The sequence below is a fragment of the Acidiphilium sp. 34-64-41 genome (assembly GCF_002282635.1).
Classification (GTDB): domain Bacteria; phylum Pseudomonadota; class Alphaproteobacteria; order Acetobacterales; family Acetobacteraceae; genus Acidiphilium; species Acidiphilium rubrum.
Genome location: NZ_NCJX01000055.1, coordinates 1 through 17,571 on the forward strand (window position 1 = coordinate 1; position 17,571 = coordinate 17,571).

The 17,571-nt window shown below is 63.0% G+C and carries 19 protein-coding genes, 1 pseudogene and 1 other annotated feature; of the genes and pseudogenes, 17 read left to right on the forward strand and 3 right to left on the reverse strand.

Features of this window, described 5'->3' with window-relative positions; genetic code table 11:
* Positions 1–754, reverse strand: a pseudogene (locus B7X49_RS11785) (IS3 family transposase); the annotation flags it as partial.
* Positions 351–467: a sequence feature (AL1L pseudoknot), on the reverse strand. (Overlaps the previous pseudogene by 117 nt.)
* Positions 660–1,481, reverse strand: coding sequence for a class I SAM-dependent methyltransferase (locus B7X49_RS11790; RefSeq protein WP_286839498.1), 822 nt, complete (start codon positions 1,479–1,481; stop codon positions 660–662). The pseudogene B7X49_RS11785 and the gene B7X49_RS11790, both read right to left, overlap by 95 nt.
* 259 nt (positions 1,482–1,740) lie before the next feature.
* On the opposite strand from B7X49_RS11790, the gene rpsT reads away from it, so the two are divergent.
* From rpsT to B7X49_RS11805, 3 genes are all read left to right on the forward strand, one after another.
* Positions 1,741–2,007 (forward strand): 30S ribosomal protein S20, encoded by a 267-nt coding sequence (rpsT, locus tag B7X49_RS11795; protein WP_286704554.1) that lies wholly within the window; start codon positions 1,741–1,743, stop codon positions 2,005–2,007.
* Between the two features lie 517 nt (positions 2,008–2,524).
* Positions 2,525–3,913 (forward strand): chromosomal replication initiator protein DnaA, encoded by a 1,389-nt coding sequence (gene dnaA, locus B7X49_RS11800; protein WP_286704551.1) that lies wholly within the window; start codon positions 2,525–2,527, stop codon positions 3,911–3,913.
* A gap of 178 nt (positions 3,914–4,091) precedes the next feature.
* Positions 4,092–4,793, forward strand: a complete 702-nt coding sequence (locus tag B7X49_RS11805; protein WP_286704550.1) for a response regulator — start codon at positions 4,092–4,094, stop codon at positions 4,791–4,793.
* Here the strand turns inward: B7X49_RS11805 and B7X49_RS11810 are convergent.
* Positions 4,786–4,938: a DUF3309 domain-containing protein gene (locus B7X49_RS11810; RefSeq protein WP_286839501.1), complete on the reverse strand. Its 153-nt coding sequence runs from the start codon at positions 4,936–4,938 to the stop codon at positions 4,786–4,788. The genes B7X49_RS11805 and B7X49_RS11810 overlap by 8 nt on opposite strands.
* Positions 4,939–5,244: 306 nt before the next feature.
* Between B7X49_RS11810 and B7X49_RS11815 the strand changes: the two genes are divergently transcribed.
* The 14 genes from B7X49_RS11815 (at position 5,245) to B7X49_RS11880 (ending at position 17,360) form a co-directional block, all read left to right on the forward strand.
* Complete coding sequence (locus tag B7X49_RS11815) at positions 5,245–5,466, forward strand: twin-arginine translocase TatA/TatE family subunit (RefSeq protein ID WP_029310505.1); 222 nt, start codon at positions 5,245–5,247, stop codon at positions 5,464–5,466.
* Between the two features lie 9 nt (positions 5,467–5,475).
* The gene (locus tag B7X49_RS11820) at positions 5,476–5,751 is read left to right on the forward strand and encodes a twin-arginine translocase TatA/TatE family subunit (RefSeq protein WP_029310506.1); all 276 of its coding nucleotides are present in this window, start codon (positions 5,476–5,478) and stop codon (positions 5,749–5,751) included.
* 14 nt (positions 5,752–5,765) lie between these two features.
* Positions 5,766–6,374 carry a methylthioribulose 1-phosphate dehydratase gene (locus B7X49_RS11825; protein ID WP_286704548.1) on the forward strand — a complete coding sequence of 203 codons (609 nt, stop codon included), beginning with the start codon at positions 5,766–5,768 and terminating at the stop codon, positions 6,372–6,374.
* Positions 6,371–6,910, forward strand: a complete 540-nt coding sequence (locus tag B7X49_RS11830; protein ID WP_029310508.1) for an acireductone dioxygenase — start codon at positions 6,371–6,373, stop codon at positions 6,908–6,910. The genes B7X49_RS11825 and B7X49_RS11830 overlap by 4 nt, the downstream gene beginning before the upstream one ends.
* 18 nt (positions 6,911–6,928) lie before the next feature.
* A complete protein-coding gene (gene mtnC / locus B7X49_RS11835; RefSeq protein WP_286704547.1) occupies positions 6,929–7,633 on the forward strand; it encodes an acireductone synthase in 705 nt (234 codons plus the stop codon).
* Between the two features lie 13 nt (positions 7,634–7,646).
* On the forward strand, positions 7,647–9,197 hold the full coding sequence (gene lnt, locus B7X49_RS11840; protein ID WP_286704546.1) for an apolipoprotein N-acyltransferase: 1,551 nt from the start codon (positions 7,647–7,649) through the stop codon (positions 9,195–9,197).
* A 341-nt stretch (positions 9,198–9,538) separates the two neighbouring features.
* Positions 9,539–10,003, forward strand: a complete 465-nt coding sequence (locus B7X49_RS11845) for a helix-turn-helix domain-containing protein (protein ID WP_286704545.1) — start codon at positions 9,539–9,541, stop codon at positions 10,001–10,003.
* A 205-nt stretch (positions 10,004–10,208) separates the two neighbouring features.
* Entirely contained in the window at positions 10,209–10,880 is a 672-nt protein-coding gene (gene rpe / locus B7X49_RS11850; protein WP_286704544.1) for a ribulose-phosphate 3-epimerase, read from the forward strand.
* A gap of 10 nt (positions 10,881–10,890) precedes the next feature.
* On the forward strand, positions 10,891–12,486 hold the full coding sequence (locus tag B7X49_RS11855; protein ID WP_408735576.1) for a heparinase II/III family protein: 1,596 nt from the start codon (positions 10,891–10,893) through the stop codon (positions 12,484–12,486).
* Between the two features lie 4 nt (positions 12,487–12,490).
* Positions 12,491–13,510 (forward strand): UDP-glucose 4-epimerase GalE, encoded by a 1,020-nt coding sequence (galE, locus tag B7X49_RS11860; protein ID WP_286704543.1) that lies wholly within the window; start codon positions 12,491–12,493, stop codon positions 13,508–13,510.
* 39 nt (positions 13,511–13,549) lie between these two features.
* Positions 13,550–14,677 (forward strand): glycosyltransferase family 4 protein, encoded by a 1,128-nt coding sequence (locus tag B7X49_RS11865; protein ID WP_286704542.1) that lies wholly within the window; start codon positions 13,550–13,552, stop codon positions 14,675–14,677.
* Positions 14,674–15,162, forward strand: a complete 489-nt coding sequence (locus B7X49_RS11870) for a CreA family protein (RefSeq protein ID WP_029310516.1) — start codon at positions 14,674–14,676, stop codon at positions 15,160–15,162. The genes B7X49_RS11865 and B7X49_RS11870 overlap by 4 nt, the downstream gene beginning before the upstream one ends.
* A 115-nt stretch (positions 15,163–15,277) precedes the next feature.
* Entirely contained in the window at positions 15,278–16,870 is a 1,593-nt protein-coding gene (purH, locus tag B7X49_RS11875; protein WP_286704541.1) for a bifunctional phosphoribosylaminoimidazolecarboxamide formyltransferase/IMP cyclohydrolase, read from the forward strand.
* 52 nt (positions 16,871–16,922) lie between these two features.
* Complete coding sequence (locus B7X49_RS11880) at positions 16,923–17,360, forward strand: carboxymuconolactone decarboxylase family protein (RefSeq protein ID WP_286839509.1); 438 nt, start codon at positions 16,923–16,925, stop codon at positions 17,358–17,360.
* Positions 17,361–17,571 lie beyond the last annotated feature (211 nt).

The following is a 17,571-nucleotide window of genomic DNA, read 5'->3' on the forward strand; positions in this document are numbered from 1 at the left end:
CATGGAACCTTGAGCGGCTCCGCCCTGAGGGCATTCGGGCAAGGGGCATGGAATTGCCGGTTCACGTGGTCACGCGGACAACGGACGGCCGGGTTGCTGATCGTTGTTCGCACCGGCTTGCCACGGATCGCCCCCGAAAGCTCCATCTCCGCCATCAGCCGCGCCGTCGCACAGCGCGCGAGCCTGATCCCCTCCCGACCGAGCTGCCGCCAGACCTTGCGCACGCCGTAGACCTGGAAATTCTCATTCCATACCCGGCGGATTTCCGCCCGCAGCGGGATGTCGTGCTTGGCGCGCGCAGACAGGCGTTCCGGATCAGCACAACGGGCGGCATGCTCATGGTAGGTTGACGGCGCGATCGGCAGGACCTTGCAGATAGGCTCGACACTGTGAACCTCGCGATGCGCGTCGATGAACGCGATCATGGCTTGTACCGGCCGCCCCACTCCGCCATCGCAAAATAAGCCGAGGCCTTGCGAAGAATCTCATTCGCTTGGCGCAGTTCGCGGTTCTCCCGTTCCAATGTCTTCATCCGCTCTCGCTCATCGCTGGTCAGCCCCAGCCGTACGCCACGGTCCCGCTCAGCCTGCCGAACCCAACCCCGGAGCGTCTCGCCCGTGCAGCCAATCTTCGCCGCGATCAAGCCGATCGCCTCCCATTCAGAGGCGTGATCCTTCGCATGCTCCAACACCATGCCGACCGCACGCTTGCGGACCTCTGGCGAATATTTCTTCGATGTCTTCCGCTTCTCCATAGCGCCATCCTCCCAAGAGTTGGAGCCTCCGGCAAACCAGGGGCGGTTCAACCTTGGCCTGCCCCGCGAATAAAATGGCTAGGCCCTGCGCCGTCATGTTGTAATAGTGATAGGGAAAGCCGTGCACAGGTTGGAGGAATGGTACATCGATCAGCAATTCGCCGCCCGGTGTGACCACGCGCAGCACTTCTTGCGCGCATTTGAACGGATCATCCACGTGTTCCAGGACCGCAAGCGATAGTGCGACATCAAAGCTGTTGTCTTTGAAGGGGAGCGCCTCGCCGATCGCGGGCACGTCGGTCGACGGATAATCCCCGATCTCGACGTTTACGACATCCGTGGTGCGTCGCGCGCGCGGTGATGACAAGCTCGTTCGCGCCGCAGGCCGGGCAGCGAAGATGAACTCTACGAAATGCTCAAGCCAGCGCTCATGCAGCGAATTCGTCACCTCGACACATTGGCGCTCCCGAACCTGATTGATCGACGCCATGATATCGAGCGTGCGCGAGGGGGGCACGCGCAGATCGGCCACCGCGGTCAGGCCGGCGGTGAATGGAAACTGCGGCATTGCCGCGCTTACGTCGGGGTGCTGATGCGATTCATGAGCGATCGCCATTCCGTTCACCGCTACCATCGCGGCGATGGCGATCGCCCAGGCGACCAAGCCCGAGCCCACCAGAAGCTCTGAATCGACGACAGCGCGAGGTAGATCGATCAACGCCGGCATTGCCGTGTCCTCGTTTTTTTAAGGCGATACCTATATTAACGCTAACCCCCGATGTAACGTTAGGTACGTGATTCATAATTGTGAACAGGAAATTGTGCTGCTGCCGCCGCGCGCCAGACCGTCGGTTCAACTCCGCGGCGCCCGCTTGACGCCATAACTCCAGGGCGATATGTCCCTGCTCACGCCAATCGGGTCTCATGGCTCTCAAGCCGTGGTCCGATTTTTTCTATTCCGCTTTCCAAAAGAGATACCTGAGTTCATGGCAAATATCGCATCCGCCCAGAAGCGCATCCGTCAAACCGTGGTTCGCACCGCCCGTAACAAGGCGCGCCGGTCACGAGTGCACAGTTTCATTAGGAAGCTCGAGGAGGCGATCGCGGGTGGTGATCATGCTCAGGCGCGTGCAGCGTTCGTTGCGGCTCAGCCGGAAATGCAGCGTGCGGTGACGAAAGGTGTTCTGAAGTCGAACACGGTATCACGGCGGATTTCGCGCCTCTCCGCGCGCGTCAAGGCCCTGGCGGCCTGAGGTTTCTCGGCACGGGCCGTTTTGGGCCTTGAGGTTTCAGCCTCGATCTGAAATGGGGCTGATAAAGTCTTGAAAATAAGTTTTTATCAGGTTTTTAAGGCGACCCGCAGACGGGCCGCGGGTGCTGTGTTGTCTAAATCTGTCTCGTTACGCCATCGGAGATGACGTGCCGCGACCCGATTTTTTTACGGTTTAGAAACTCGTATCAATAGCCTGATTTCATGGAGAGATTTCGAAAGCTCGACTTCAGGCCTTAGTTTTTTCGAACATAACATCTCTTGCGTCCTGGCTGTCTCTTGGCCTACCTTCCGCTCTTCAGACAAGGTTCCAGCAGTCGGACGCTGAATGCACCAATGGTTTATACAACCATGGCGTGTATTGACTTTACGTGACGTCAGGCGTGGCGTTGAAGGCTCGGGGCACGGTGAAAACAGGGGAGGCGTTGCTGTTGGAAGCGCAAGTAGGGCAGGTTTACGACGCAGACATCACCCTTGATGCCAGCAGCCAGCGGGATCCCATGAGCGAGTCTCGGCAGGATGCGGCGCTGGCACTGCAATGGAGCCGTGTTCGCGCGCGCTTGCAGGATGAAATTGGCGAAGTCGAATACCGCAACTGGCTTCGCCAAGCGGCCCTCCACGGGCTTGATGGCGATGAAATCACGGTGATGATGCCCACGCGCTTTCTGCGCGATTGGGTCAACAAAGAATATGGCGGGCTGCTCACCAGCCTGTGGCAGTCGGAGAACCCGGCCGTTCGCCGTGTCGACATCCGCACGCGTCCGACCGGCGGCATCACCGCCGTACCCAATCTGGCCGAGCCGAGTGCCGTGCTCGGCAAATCGGCCCAGCCCGCCCGCCGAGACGCTGAAGACCGTTCGGAAACCGCCGCGCCGCTCGACCCTCGGTTCACGTTCGATACGTTTGTAGTCGGCAAACCAAACGAATTTGCTTATGCCTGCGCCCGTCGCGTCGCGGATGGCCATGCCAGCCCAGGCTTCAACCCTCTCTTTCTTTACGGCGGCGTCGGCCTCGGCAAAACCCATCTCATGCATGCGATCGCATGGGAACTGTCCCAACGAGCCGACGAAGTCACGGTCGCCTATATGTCGGCCGAGAAGTTCATGCACCGTTTCGTCAGCGCGTTGCGCCGGCAATCGACCATCGAGTTCAAGAACGAATTGCGCAGTGTCGACGTGCTGATGGTCGATGATCTGCAGTTTCTGATCGGCAAGGACGGTACCCAGGAAGAATTTTTCCATACGTTCAACGCCCTGGTCGACAGCGGCAAGCAGATTATCGTCTCGGCCGATAAATCGCCGTCCGATCTGTCCGGCATCGAAGACCGGCTGCGCACCCGCCTTGGCTGCGGCATGGTTGCCGATGTTCATGCCACCACGTATGAATTGCGCCTCGCCATTCTGGAAGCCAAGGCCGCCCGCGCCGGCGTGCCGGTTCCCGGCCGGGTCATGGAGTTCCTGGCCCAGAAAATCACCGCGAATGTCCGTGAACTCGAAGGCGCTCTCAACCGCCTGATTGCCCACGCCCATCTGTTCGATCGCCCGGTCACGCTCGAAGCCGCGAACGAGGTGCTGCACGACCTACTCCGCGCCTATGATCGTAAAATCACCATCGAGGAAATCCAGAAGCAGGTCTCCGAGCACTACAATATACGCATCAGCGAAATGTCCTCGGTCCGCCGTGCCCGCAATATCGCGCGCCCACGCCAGGTCGCCATGTATCTCGCCAAGCAACTCACCAGCCGCTCGCTCCCCGAGATCGGGCGCAAATTCGGCAACCGGGACCATACCACGGTGATGCATGCGGTTGCCAAGGTCACTGAACTGATGGCGGCCGACACTGATTTCGCTCAGGATGTCGATCTGCTGAAACGCATCCTGACGGTTTGATGCCGCAGGCACGGCGCACGAAGCACTTGAGTTTCCTGAAAAAAACAGCAGCAGACCAACGCCCCAATCGTCAACCCGCGCCGATACCACGGCACGAACCCAGCATAAAAGAAGGTTTTTTGCTTCTTTTTTATAAAAAAGAAGGGCTTCCTTCCCTTATCCCTCGCCCACCAGCCCGATGATCACCGGTAACATCCTGGTCGTCGATGACGAGCCCCAGATTCACCGCTTCCTGAAACCAGCGCTGGAAGCAGCCGGCTTTACCGCGTTACGCGCCGAAACCGGCACGGAGGCGCTCCGGATGGCGGCTTCTGCCGCGCCGGATCTCATCCTGCTCGACCTGGGCTTGCCGGATATCGATGGGCAGGCCGTGCTCGCACGCCTGCGTGCCTTCTGTTCCGTACCGGTCATCGTGCTCTCCGCGCGCGACCGCGAGGTCGAAAAAATCGCAGCGCTCGATGGTGGGGCGCATGATTACGTCGAAAAACCCTTCGCACTGGGCGAGTTGCTTGCCCGGATCCGTGCCGCCCTGCGTCTTTACGCGCACGCCGGCGACCCGACGCCCGGACTGACGCTCGGCGACCTTACGCTCGATCCTGAACGCCGCGCCGCCAGCCTTCTGGTTGAGGGCCAACCGACCGACCTCGGTCTGACCCGGATTCAATACACGCTGCTTGCCCTGTTCGTCCGCAACCAGGGCCGCGTGCTGACGCATCGGCAGGTGCTGACCGCGGTATGGGGGCCGGCGCACACCGAGGACATCGCCTATCTTCGGATCTACGTCAGTCAGCTGCGCCGTAAGCTGATTGACACGGGGTTTTACCTGATCACCGAGCCCGGCATCGGCTATCGTCTCACTGAAACCGCCCCGCCTAAATAATCAGCAGAACCAGAACCACCACAATCACCAAGCCCAGCCCACCACCGTAATAAAGACCGTGGGCACCGATGAACAAACCACCATGCAGGCCAAATCCGCCGCCCAGCACAAGAAGGATCAGGAGAATAATCAGTAGCAGACGCATATCGGTTTCCATTCACGTTTTGACGATCAGGATATGATGATTGCTGGGCTCAGTTCCAATACAGGCCCGGCAGAACCGCTGTCACGGGCTCGAATTTCGGTCTTCTCTCGGCCCGAGGCGGCCACACAACCCGCGTTACCCGAAACTTGCCCTACCCAGTAACGATCCGCGACCCGGTCCGCCACCGCCATTGGCGTAGGGGCCTCTTTGGGCTATAAAGTCTGAGCGCGCTTGCGGGCATTGCGGGTCGGCCGCACCATGCCGATGTAATGCCGACGTGATTCCCATCGAGGAAGGATCAGGATTATGGGTGGTTTGAGCATATGGCATTGGCTGATCGTTCTGGCGGTCGTGCTGATCCTGTTCGGCTCCGGGCGGGTCGGTAACCTGATGGGTGAACTCGGCAAGGGTATGAAATCGTTCAAGAATAATCTGGCCGACGACCAACCCAAAGATGCTTCCATGCTCGAACAGCACGTACCCCCACCGCCGGTGCAAGCGACCACCACCGATCGCACAAAGGTCTGAGGTAATCCCATGGGCTTCGATTCTCCTGTTCATTGGATCATCGTCATCGGCGTCATCGCCCTGCTGTTCGGCGGCTCGCGCGTCGGCAATCTGATGGGTGAAGTCGGCAAGGGCATCAAGGCGTTCAAACAGAACGTGTCCGATCACGACCCCGCCAAGCCGGCCGAGCCGATCAATCAGCCCGCACCCCAGGTGCAGACCCGCGTCGTCGATGGTGCTCCGCCCGCCGAAACCGTGGTTCGCCAACCCGATCCGGTCAGCGCGTCGGACCAGACGCGTCTCTGACCAAGGCGATCCTGATGCACAACAGCCTGCTCCAGGCGGCGCGCGGCCTGGTCGCGATCGGTGCGCGCATGGATGCGCGCGGCTGGGTGCCGGCCTCCTCGGGTAATCTGTCGGCACGGCTGAGTGATCAGTCCATGGCCATCACGCGCAGCGGCGTGCACAAGGGGCGGCTGACCGAGACCGATATCATCGAGGTCGATCTCGATGGCGCACCGCGTCACCAGGCCGATAAGCCGAGCGCCGAGACCCTGCTGCATTGTCAGCTCTATCGTCATTTCCCCGCGGTCGGCGCCGTGCTGCACGGCCATTCGGTCGCGGCGACCGCACTCTCGATGGTGACCCACGAGCAATCGTTGGTCCTGCAGGATTACGAGATCCTCAAAGCCTTCCCCGGCGTCACCACGCATCAGACCGTCGCGAACGTCCCGGTGTTCGACAATGATCAGGACATCGCCCGCCTGGCTCGCCAGATCGCGCCCTCGCTCGATGCGGCGCCGATCGGCTATATCCTGCGCGGTCATGGCGTCTATGCCTGGGGTCCGGACATCGAGCGCTGCTTCTGGCGGCTCGAAGCCCTGGAATTCCTGATATCCTGCGAATGCGAACGGAGACAAATGCGATGAGCGGCCTGCGGATTTTCGACGACAACGCCCCCGGCGCGCCGGTCCTCGACACCGGTGATGCGACCGAAATTGCCGCACATCTCGCCACCATCGGCGTCCGCTTCGAACGCTGGGACAGTCCGGTGACCCTGCCGCCCGATGCTGAGGCGGACGCGATCCTCGACGCCTATCGCCCCTATCTCGACCGGCTGATGGGTGAAACCGGCGCCGGCTCCGCCGATGTCATCAAAATGACGCCCGATCATCCGCAAGCCGGCACGCTGCGCGAAAAATTCCTCAACGAGCACAGCCACACGGAGGACGAGGTCCGCTTCTTCGTCAGCGGCGCTGGCCATTTCGTCATGCACACCGAGGGCAAGGTGTTCGACGCCCTCTGCACCAAGGGCGATCTGATTTCGGTTCCCGCCAACATCAAGCACTGGTTCGATGCCGGCGAACGCCCGGATTTCATCGCCCTGCGCATCTTTACCGACCAGTCCGGCTGGGTCGCGCATTTCACTGGTGATGCGATCAGCGCGCGCTTCCCCGTCACCTGACATCGCCGGCACGTGACCATGCCTGACACCGCGCCGCCGGCGGTCGTGCTGCTCGATATCGAGGGCACGATCGCGCCGATCAGCTTCGTACACGACGTGCTGTTTCCCTATGCGCGCACGCGTCTGGGCGGTTTCCTGGCACGCCACGCCGATGAGCCTGACATTGTGGCAGCTCTGGCCGAACTCGATCAGATCACGCCCGGCGCGCCGCCACTGGAAACCTTGCTGGCCCTGATGGACCGGGATGCGAAACTCGCCCCGCTCAAGCACATCCAGGGCCGTATCTGGGCGCAGGGCTTCGCCGCTGGCGCGCTGACCAGCGATTTCTACCCCGATGTCCTGCCCACCCTGCAAGCCTGGCACGCAGCCGGCACCACCATCGCGATCTATTCATCCGGTTCCGAACAGGCGCAGCGCCTGCTGTTCCGCCACAGCATCGCAGGCGATCGCGGCAACCTGATCAGCGCCTTCTTCGATACCAGGATCGGCCCCAAGCGCGAGGCCGCCAGCTACGCCGCCATCGCTCGCAGCTTGGCGGTGCCCCCCGGCGCAATCCTGTTCCTTTCGGATGTGGAAGCGGAACTCACCGCGGCCGCAGCAGCGGGGCTCGCCGTCTGCCAACTGGTCCGCCCGGCGGATGGTACGATCGCCGGCACCACCCACCCTCATGCCGCGGAATTGACCAGCGTCGCACGGCAATTCGGCCTATCTCAGCCGGAATAACGGAGGCTGCCCGATGTCAACGCTGACCCAACGAAGGTGGACGGCAACCCTGCCCGCACGCCTGAACACCGACCCCTGGCGCGCGTTCGGCCTGGGCCTGCTGGCCGCCCTGGCGCTGCCCCCGTTCTATCTGCTGCCGCTGCTCTGGTTGGTGGTGCCTGGCTTGCTGCGCAGCCTCGCCCGTGCCGGAAGCTGGCGCCGTGCCATCTGGATCGGCTGGTGTTTCGGCTTTGGTTTCAACCTGCTCGGCCTGTTCTGGGTCACCGAGCCCATCCTGATCATGGCGCAGCAATTCTGGTGGGCGGTGCCGATCGCAGCACCCGGCCTTGCCGCCGCCACCGCCTGCTATTTCATGCTGCCCGCCGTCGCGGTGTACTGGATCCGCCCGTTCCGCAACCATGCCGCCGCCGCCGCAATGGTCCTGATGTTCGCCGGCGTCATGGTCATGGCCAATCTGGCGCAACAATTCCTGTTCACCGGCTTCCCATGGAATTTCTGGGGAGCGGACTGGGCGATTCCCGGCGAGATCGGCGTGATCATGATGCAGCCGGCGGCTTGGGGCGGTATTTTCCTGCTCACTTTGCTCACCATCATCGCAGCCGGCCTGCCGCTGCTCGGTCGGCGCGGCTGGATCGCGAGCGCCATACTCATGCTCTGCTGGGTCACCTTCGGCCTCGTCCGCACCGCCGCCGGCCCGGCACCGGACCGTGACCTGACGGTCGCGATGATCCAGCCGCGCTTCGCGGTGCCCGGCAGTTTCACCCGTCCAGCACTCGAGGCGCGCTGGCAGCGCGACCTGCACATGACGCAGCAGGCCATGCAGCAGGCCGGCCCCGGCCCGAAAGTCATCGTCTGGCCCGAAACCGCGAGTCCCGCCCTGTTGCAGTCCGATGCATCTGCCCGTGCCGCCATTGCCGCCATCACGGGCACCACGCCCGTCCTGGCGGGCTCGTTCCGCTACGGTCGTACCGGCAAGGTCTATAATTCCCTCATTGCCGTCGATGGTCCGGGTCCCGCCGTCGCCTGGTACGACAAATGGAAACTGGTGCCGTTCGGCGAATACACGCCGGCCATCATCCCGTTCAAAATCACCCCCGGCGGCGGTTTCGTGCCCGGCCCCGGTCCGCGCACCCTGCATGTTCCCGGCATCCCCGCGGTCGGCCCGCTGATCTGCTACGAATCGATCTTTTCCGGCGAAATCGTCGACAAGGCGGATCGCCCGGGCTGGTTGCTCAACATCAGCGACAACGCCTGGTTCGGCGACAGCACCGGCCCCCACCAGAATTTCGCCACGACCCGCCTGCGTGCCGTCGAGGAAGGCCTGCCCCTCGTGGTCGACACCAACTCTGGGATCTCCGCAATGATCGGCCCGCACGGCCGCATCCTAGCCCGGCTCGGCCTCGATCGGCGGGGCCTCCTGGTGCACAAACTTCCGGTTGCATTGCCGGCGACACCCTACGCCAGATTCGGGCTAACCATCGCCGGGATCATTGCATTTTATTCAGTGGCTCTTGCCGTGGTTATGCTGATATTCTCAATAACGCCCACGCTTAATAAAACCTGAAAAAGACGTCTTAAAATTTGTTCGAGCTTGCAGAATTTTGAAAGTGCTGCTATTGCAGATTGTCAAGCCTGTCCTGTAATAGCGATCTGCGGTAGAATTAGCCTCAAAACACTTTGTTTTCTTAAAATATACACAAGGCAACGTTTCTGGATGATACTGAGGCGGAGCAGGGACTTAGAATTGGGTTAAGGCGCCGATCCGGGTTGTTCGGGCCGGGTCGTGATAAATGGCATGAGTGGCACAATAATAGTGTTATGCTCATTGATTGCAATCGATATGGCAGCGGTGCCCTTGGCGGCCCAACGCCCGGAGAGCCGGAAGTGACCAGGGTGGCAAGTGAAATGAGCGAACGTAGCGAACGGGATGGACGTCCGAGTCCGATCGATGTCCATGTCGGTTCACGAATCCGGCTACGGCGCACCTTGCTCGGCATGTCGCAGGAGAAGCTGGGGGACGCCCTCGGGTTGACCTTCCAGCAGGTGCAAAAATACGAACGCGGCGTCAATCGCGTCGGCGCGTCGCGGCTGTTCGATATTTCGCGCGTGCTCGATGTTCCGATCAGTTTCTTCTTCGACGATATGCCCGAAGGCATGGACGCAACGCCGATGTCCGGCCCCCGCGGCCGCAGCCATGGCTTTGCCGAAACGCAGGAACCCTTCGGTGTGGGCCTCGATGATCATATGACCAAGCGGGAAACCCTCGAACTGGTCCGCGCCTACTACCGCATTGCCGAACCCACGGTCCGCAAGCGGATGTTCGACCTGATCAAGTCGCTTGCCCCATCAGACACGTTTCCGTCCGAGTAAGCGCAGGCCCATGCGAGCGAGGGCGGGGGGGCAGACGTTTCAGTGTCGCATGATTCCGAAAAATTACGACCGGCCCATGGAATCAGCGCCCGGTCTCCGAAAGATCAAACGGATGGGCGCGATTCTGCGTGCCAATATTAAAGCCTGAACATTAAAGCGGTTGCGCGCTTGTGAAGGCGCGACACACTTCGCTACAAGCATAGCTATGAGGGAACCACCCGCAGCGGCACCAATCATTGCACCGAGCCTGCTCGCCGCCGATTTCGGCCGCCTCAACGACGAAGTCGCGGCAATCGAGCGGGCAGGGGCCAATTGGCTCCATCTCGACGTCATGGACGGGCATTTTGTTCCCAACATCAGCTTCGGCCCCCTGGTCATCAAGGCGCTCCGCCCTCACTCCAAACTCGTGTTCGACCTGCATCTGATGATCGCCCCGGTCGATGCCTATCTGGCCGATTTCGCTGCTGCGGGCGCCGATCACATCACAATCCACGCCGAGGCCGGCCCCCACCTGCATCGCTCACTGCAAGCGATTCGCGCGCTCGGCAAGAAAGCCGGTGTCGCCCTCAACCCCGCCACCCCGATCGATACGGTCGCCAACGTGCTCGACCTGATCGACATCATCAACGTCATGACAGTCAATCCCGGCTTTGGCGGTCAGAAATTCCTGGCCAGCCAGCTGCCGAAAATCGCTGCCCTGCGCTCGATGATCCGGCAGAGCGGCCGCAAAATCCACATCGAGACCGACGGCGGCATCGACCCGGCCACCGCGCCGCAAGCGATCGAGGCTGGAGCCGATGTGCTGATCGCCGGCAGCGCGATTTTCGGCAAGCCTGACTATGCTGCCGCCATCGCGGCGCTGAAACCCTCATTATGAGTGGCCGGTCATGAGTGAAGGCGGCCCGATGATGCGCGGCGCCCGACAATGGATGGCCAAACTCGCCACCCTGCGTGGTGGCGGCGTGCCGGACGCACCCGCCTTGCCGGTGCGCGATCCATGGCCCGGCGAACCGGGCCGCGGGGCCCGGATCATCAAGGGCGAACTCGAGTATCGCGGCGCCCTCCGCCCATTGCGCCCGGGCGGTTTCACCGCAAGCGATGCCTCGCCATTGATGCTCGCGCAAATCCACGGCTTCGGCTGGCTGCGCGATCTGCGCGCCCTCGGCACCGATGCCGCCCGCTCCCGCGCCCGCGCCCTGATCACCGATTGGATCGGCTGTGACCAACTTCCCGCCATCGCGACCGCGCCGCCGGTCAGCGGTGCCCGGCTCACCGCCTGGCTCGGCCATTACGACTTCTTCGCAGCCTCGGCCGATGACGATTTCCGCCAGATGCTGATGGCCCGCCTCGTGCATGATGCCCGGCAACTTGCCGCCGCCATGCCGATCGAAGCGCGCGACGGCCGCGCCTTCACCGCCATCAAGGGGCTGATCGCCGCCTCGGTCGCCCTGCCCGAACATGCGGCCTTCCTGCCGCGCGCCCTGAAATTCCTGGTGCCGGAAATCGGCCGCCAAATCCTGCCGGACGGCTCACACGCCGAACGCAGCCCCGCTGCCCATCTCGCCGCGCTGCAGGACCTCACCGAGATTCGCGCCCTGCTGCAATCAGCCCGCGCCGAGGCCCCGCCGCAACTTCCCGGCACGATCGAGCGTATGGCGGTCGCGCTGCGTGCGCTCCGCCACGCCGATGGCGGTCTCGCACTGTTCAATGGCACCGCTGAAGACTGGCCCAATTTGATCGACCTGGTGCTGAGCCAGGCCGGCCGCACTGGCCGCAGCAACGTCTCGCTCGCCCAGTCGGGTTTTCATCGCCTCACCGCCGGCAAAACGACCATCATCGTCGATGCCGGCGCGCCGCCCGGCCAGGGCATGGACCGTTTCGCCCATGCCGGCACGCTCGCCTTCGAATTTTCGGTGGGACGCGAACGCCTCATCGTGAATTGTGGCGCGGCGCCCGCCTCCGCCACCGAATGGCGCGACGCGCTGCGCGCCACGGCCGCCCACTCCACCCTGATCATCGCCGATGTTTCATCCTCGGAAATCAAACCCGAAGGCCTCGGCCGCCGCCCGAGCACCGTCGAACTCACCCGCCACGAGGCCAATGGTGCCCATTGGCTTGAGGCGAGCCACGATGGCTGGAAAAAACCGTTCGACGCCATTCATCGCCGCCGCCTCTATCTGTCCGAAAGCGGGGAAGACCTCCGCGGCGAAGACAGTGTCGAAGCCGGTCAGCCGCAGCCCTTCACCCTGCGGTTTCACCTCCATCCCAACGTCACCGCAAGCATCCAGCAGGATAACGAAGCCGCGTTGCTTCGCCTGCCATCAGGTCAGGGCTGGCGCCTGCGGGCGGGCGGTGCCGCTCTCACCGTCGAGGAATCCATCTATTTCGGCGGCGCCGAACCTCGCCGCGCCGAACAGATCGTTCTCACCAGCACCCAGGATGGCCCGCAACAGGTCAAATGGGCCCTGACCAAAATGGGCTGAGCGCATGGCACGCATTCTCTTGACCGGCGGCGCCGGCTTCATCGGCTCGCACACCGCCGTCGTCCTGCTCGAGCGCGGCTACGATGTCGTCCTGCTCGATGATTTCTCGAACGCCGCGCGCGACGTGCCGGCCCGCCTGCACCGGATCACCGGTGTTGCGGTCCCCCTCATCGAGGCGGATATCCGCGACGAAGCAGCCATGGCGGCAGCCCTGGCCGCATTCCCGATCGATGCGGTCATTCATTTCGCGGCGAAAAAAGCGGTCGGCGAGAGCGAGGCCGATCCTCTCCTCTATTACGACGCCAACATCGTCGGCACCGTGCGCCTGCTTTCCGCCATGCGCCGCGCCCGCGTCGGGCGCATCGTGTTCTCATCCTCCGCCACGGTCTACGGCGAGCCGGATGCCTGCCCGATCACCGAGGATGCGGCCCTGCGAGTCACCAACGTCTATGGCCGCACGAAACTGGTGATGGAGGGCATGATCACCGATCTGGTGCGCACCGGCACGCTGCAAGCGGCGGCGGTGCTCCGCTATTTCAACCCGGTCGGCGCGCATCCATCCGGCGTGATCGGCGAAGACCCCAGCGGCGTGCCGGCCAATCTGATGCCCTACCTCTGCCAGACCGCCGAAGGCCGGCGGCCGCATCTGAACGTGTTTGGCAACGACTACCCGACGCACGATGGTTCGGGTGTGCGCGACTTCATCCATATCATGGACCTCGCCGAAGCCCACGAAGCCGCACTGCGCCGCGTCCTCGCCCATGACGGTGATTTCACGGTCAACCTCGGCACCGGCACCGGCTATTCGGTGCTGGACATGATCGCCGCATTCGAAGCCGCAACCGGCATCAAGGTTCCGTACAAAATCGCCCCCCGCCGCCCCGGCGACGTCGCCGCCTGCTACGCCGACCCCGCGCGTGCCGAAACCCTGCTCGACTGGCGCGCCACCCGCGGCATCGAAGACATGTGCCGTGACGCCTGGCGCTGGCAGAGCAAAATCGCCCTGACCAACCAGACCGCCTGACCCCATGCGCCCGCGCGTCCCCATCATCGCGGCCCTGCCATGCGCCCCCGCCACCTCGTCTATCTGATCGGCGAAGACTGGTTCTTCGCCTCGCATTTCCGCGCCCGCGCCAGCGCCGCGCGCGCGGCGGGCTGGCGCGTCTCGGTCATCACCCGCACCGGTGCCGCAGCGGATACCTTGCGCGCCGAAGGCTTCGATCTCCACAGCGTCGATTTCAAACGCGCCCGGATCGACCCGATCGCGGAATTTCGTCTGGCCCTGCACATCGCGGCACTCTACCGCGAACTTCGCCCCGATCTGGCCCACCACGTCGCCTTGAAACCCATCCTGCTCGGCAGCATCGCCGCCCGCATCGCCGGCGTCCCGGCCATCGTCAACGCGCCGGTCGGGCAAGGGTTCGTGTTCGCCTCGCGCACCGCCAAGGCCCGCCTGCTGCGGCCGTTCGTCAGCACCGCGCTGCGGGCGACCATCGGCACCCGCGGTGCCATCGCGGTGTTCGAAAACGAGGAAGATCGCAGCGCGATGATCGCATCCGGTGCCATCCGCGCCGATCATACCGTCCTGATCCGTGGCGCCGGCGTCGATCTCGCCCGTTTCCGACCCCATGCGCCCAACGCAGCGCCCATCCGCATCGTGCTCGGTGCCCGCATGCTGCGCGACAAAGGCGTTCGCGAATTCATCGAGGCCGCGGCCATCCTGCATGGGCAGGGGACGGAATTCATCCTCGCCGGCATGCCCGACCCCGACAATCCCGCCTCGCTGACTGAGGCCGATCTGCGCGCCGCCCACCACGTTACCTGGATCGGCCATTGTGACGACATGGCAGCCCTGTTCGCAACCTGCCACATCGCCTGCCTGCCCTCGTACCGCGAAGGCTTGCCGAAATTCCTGCTGGAAGCCATGGCGTGCGGCCTGCCATGCGTCGCAACCGATGTAACCGGCTGTCGCGATGCGGTGATCGCGGACCAGACCGGCCTGCTGGTGCCGCCGCGCGACGCACCAGCCCTCGCCGCCGCCCTCGCGCGTCTCATCGCCGATCCGTCGTTGCGCGCAGCCCTGGGTCAGGCCGGGCGCGCACGGGCCGCGCAGCTTTATGCCGAGCCGGTTATTTGCGCCGAGACGCTCACGGTCTATGAACGCGCCATCACACAAGGAGCAGGGCGATGAACCTTTCTGTCCCAAGCCTCATCACGGCAGCCGCGCTGATCGGCCTCGCGGCACTTCCAATGGCGGCCACGACCGGCATCGCCCACGCCGAGACGCGGATCGGCGCGGTCTCGACCAATTTCCGGCTCCTGGGTGCCGACGACAAAGTCGTTGTCGAACGGCTGGAAGACCCGAAACTCCCCAACGTCGCCTGCTACGCCAGCTTCGCCAAAACCGGCGGTGTCAAGGGCAGCCTCGGCGTCGCGACCGATCCGTCCCGCTTCGCGCTCTCCTGCATCGCCACCGGCCCGGTCACGCTGCCGGCCGGCCTGCCGGCAAAAAAACAGATCGCGGCGATTTCCGCCTCGTTCCTGGTCAAACATTTCAACCTCTATCGCCTGGTCGACCCCGATCACAAGGCGGTGGTCTATATGCTGATCAGCACGAAAATCATCCACGGCTCGCCGGCCAATGCGGTATCGGCGGTCCCTGTTACCGGCGGCTGATGCCCATGAGGTAAGGTAGGCAAGCACTTCTTTTTTTGAAAAAAAAGAAGCAAAAAAACTTCCGTCCTGTTGTTCTGTGCCGTTGAAACCGTTTCCGCCTATTTGAAGGCTCTGTATGCACGATAAAATCATTATCCAGCGGGCGCTGATCTCGGTGTCCGACAAGACCGGTCTGCTTGATCTCGGCCGGGCGCTGGCCGGCCACGGCGTCGAAATCCTGTCCACCGGCGGCTCGGCGAAAACCCTGCGCGACGCTGGCATTCCCGTCATCGAAGTCGCCGACTACACCGGCGTGCCCGAAATGCTCGATGGTAGGGTCAAAACCCTGGTGCCGAAACTGCACGGCGGCCTGCTCGGACGGCGCGACCTGCCGGCCCATGTCGCCCAGATGGCCGAGCACGGCATCCCGCCGATCGATCTGCTGGTCGTCAACCTCTACCCGTTCGAGCAGACCGTCGCCAAAGGGGCCGCGTTCGACGAATGCGTTGAAAATATCGATATCGGCGGCCCAGCGCTGATCCGGGCGGCAGCAAAAAACCATGATTTCGTCACCGTCATCACCGATCCCGCCCAATACCCCGATCTGACCGCCGCCCTCGCTGTCGGCGGCACCACCCTGACCCAGCGCCGCCATTACGCCGCCGCCGCCTACACGCGCACCGCCACCTACGATGCGGCGATCGCCACCTGGTTCATCGCCCGCAACGGCGATGCCGACCCCGATCTGCGCGTCACCGAAACCGTGCCGCCGCAGACCGGCGAGATTTTCCCCGCCCGCCTCGCCATAGCCGGCCTCAAGCATCAGGCGCTGCGCTACGGCGAAAACCCCCACCAGATCGCCGCCTTCTACAAAACCGGCGATCGCCCTGGCGTCGCCTCCGCGCGCCAGCTTCAGGGCAAGGAACTGTCCTACAACAATATCAACGACACCGATGCCGCCTATGAATGCGTCGCCGAATTCGATCGCCCCTGCGTCGTCATCGTCAAGCACGCGAACCCCTGCGGTGTGGCGACCGGCGTCGACCTCGCGCAAGCATGGGATCGCGCCCTGGCGTGCGATCCGGTCAGCGCCTTCGGCGGCATCATCGCCGTCAATCGCCGTCTCGATGCCGCATCGGCCGAAAAAATGGCGAGCATTTTCTCCGAAGTGATCATCGCACCCGATGCCGAACCCGAAGCCATCGCCGTGCTCGCGCGCAAGAAAAACCTCCGCCTCCTCATCGCCGGCGCCCTGCCGGACCCGATGTCCGATGGCCTGACATTTCGCAGCGTCGCAGGCGGCTACCTGGTGCAGACCCGCGATTCCGGCCGCATCACGCGCGATGACCTCAAAATCGTCACCCAGCGCGCGCCGAGCAACGCGGAGTTCGACGATCTCTTGTTCGCCTTCCGTGTCGCCAAACACGTCAAATCGAACGCGATCATCTATGCGCGCGCCGGTGCCACCACGGGCATCGGTGCCGGCCAGATGAGCCGGGTGGATTCCTCGCGCATCGCCGTCCTGAAGGGGGGCGACAGCATCGCGGGCTCGGTCGTCGCCTCCGATGCGTTCTTCCCGTTCGCCGATGGCCTGGTCGCCGCGATCGAAGCGGGGGCCACCGCCGTCATCCAACCCGGTGGCTCGATCCGCGATGCGGAGGTAATCGCCGCGGCCGATGCCGCCGGCATCGCCATGGTCTTCACCGGCATGCGGCATTTCCGCCATTGAGCCCGCATCCGGTGTTCGAGGGCGATGATGGTCCGCAGCGCCTCGGGGCAAGGTGGAAGGCCCGCTCGCGGTCTGGCTGCACAGCGCCGATCTCGCCAACCGCGCCCAGGCGCTCGGCGCCTATTGCCGGTTCGGTTCTTCCTTGCCGCCGCGCCTGTCCGAACTCGCGATTCTGGTGATGGGGGCGTATTGGCAGGCCGGCTTTGAATGGCACGTCCATGCTCCTATCGCAGAAGCTGCCGGTATTGCGCCCGGGATTATCGCTGCGATCAAAGTGCGTGCGCAACCCGTGTTCACCGAACCGGATGCCAAGGCGGTCCACGATTTTGCCCGCGCGTTGCTCGACACCCATGCCGTGCCCGATGACATCTACGCGATCGCGCGACATGCACTGGGCGAGCGTGGACTGGTCGATTTGGTGGGCGTGCTTGGGTATTACGGATTGATTTCGATGACGATCAAGGCATTTCGCGTTAAAATAGGAGAATAATATCAAAATACAATAATTATATTATAATTGAAGTATCGACACCGTAATTTGTGTCAGTTTTTCTTACGCTTATCGGAAGTCGAAACAAATAAGGAACTGAAAAATAACAACAAAGCGTGCCTATCCGGTTAAGTCAGACACCCACTACATGTGGGGTGGACCCATGCTCCCGAATAAAGCTGGGCATAGGTTGGCGCCTCGGCGCCGCCCG

Bases quoted from the DNA above. Each gene is read 5' to 3' on its own strand.
- B7X49_RS11790 (WP_286839498.1), bottom strand. From the start codon at position 1,481: ATGCCGGCGTTGATCGATCTACCTCGCGCTGTCGTCGATTCAGAGCTT.
- rpsT (WP_286704554.1), top strand. From the start codon at position 1,741: ATGGCAAATATCGCATCCGCCCAGAAGCGCATCCGTCAAACCGTGGTT.
- dnaA (WP_286704551.1), top strand. From the start codon at position 2,525: ATGAGCGAGTCTCGGCAGGATGCGGCGCTGGCACTGCAATGGAGCCGT.
- B7X49_RS11805 (WP_286704550.1), top strand. From the start codon at position 4,092: ATGATCACCGGTAACATCCTGGTCGTCGATGACGAGCCCCAGATTCAC.
- B7X49_RS11810 (WP_286839501.1), bottom strand. From the start codon at position 4,938: ATGCGTCTGCTACTGATTATTCTCCTGATCCTTCTTGTGCTGGGCGGC.
- B7X49_RS11815 (WP_029310505.1), top strand. From the start codon at position 5,245: ATGGGTGGTTTGAGCATATGGCATTGGCTGATCGTTCTGGCGGTCGTG.
- B7X49_RS11820 (WP_029310506.1), top strand. From the start codon at position 5,476: ATGGGCTTCGATTCTCCTGTTCATTGGATCATCGTCATCGGCGTCATC.
- B7X49_RS11825 (WP_286704548.1), top strand. From the start codon at position 5,766: ATGCACAACAGCCTGCTCCAGGCGGCGCGCGGCCTGGTCGCGATCGGT.
- B7X49_RS11830 (WP_029310508.1), top strand. From the start codon at position 6,371: ATGAGCGGCCTGCGGATTTTCGACGACAACGCCCCCGGCGCGCCGGTC.
- mtnC (WP_286704547.1), top strand. From the start codon at position 6,929: ATGCCTGACACCGCGCCGCCGGCGGTCGTGCTGCTCGATATCGAGGGC.
- lnt (WP_286704546.1), top strand. From the start codon at position 7,647: ATGTCAACGCTGACCCAACGAAGGTGGACGGCAACCCTGCCCGCACGC.
- B7X49_RS11845 (WP_286704545.1), top strand. From the start codon at position 9,539: ATGAGCGAACGTAGCGAACGGGATGGACGTCCGAGTCCGATCGATGTC.
- rpe (WP_286704544.1), top strand. From the start codon at position 10,209: ATGAGGGAACCACCCGCAGCGGCACCAATCATTGCACCGAGCCTGCTC.
- B7X49_RS11855 (WP_408735576.1), top strand. From the start codon at position 10,891: ATGAGTGAAGGCGGCCCGATGATGCGCGGCGCCCGACAATGGATGGCC.
- galE (WP_286704543.1), top strand. From the start codon at position 12,491: ATGGCACGCATTCTCTTGACCGGCGGCGCCGGCTTCATCGGCTCGCAC.
- B7X49_RS11865 (WP_286704542.1), top strand. From the start codon at position 13,550: ATGCGCCCCCGCCACCTCGTCTATCTGATCGGCGAAGACTGGTTCTTC.
- B7X49_RS11870 (WP_029310516.1), top strand. From the start codon at position 14,674: ATGAACCTTTCTGTCCCAAGCCTCATCACGGCAGCCGCGCTGATCGGC.
- purH (WP_286704541.1), top strand. From the start codon at position 15,278: ATGCACGATAAAATCATTATCCAGCGGGCGCTGATCTCGGTGTCCGAC.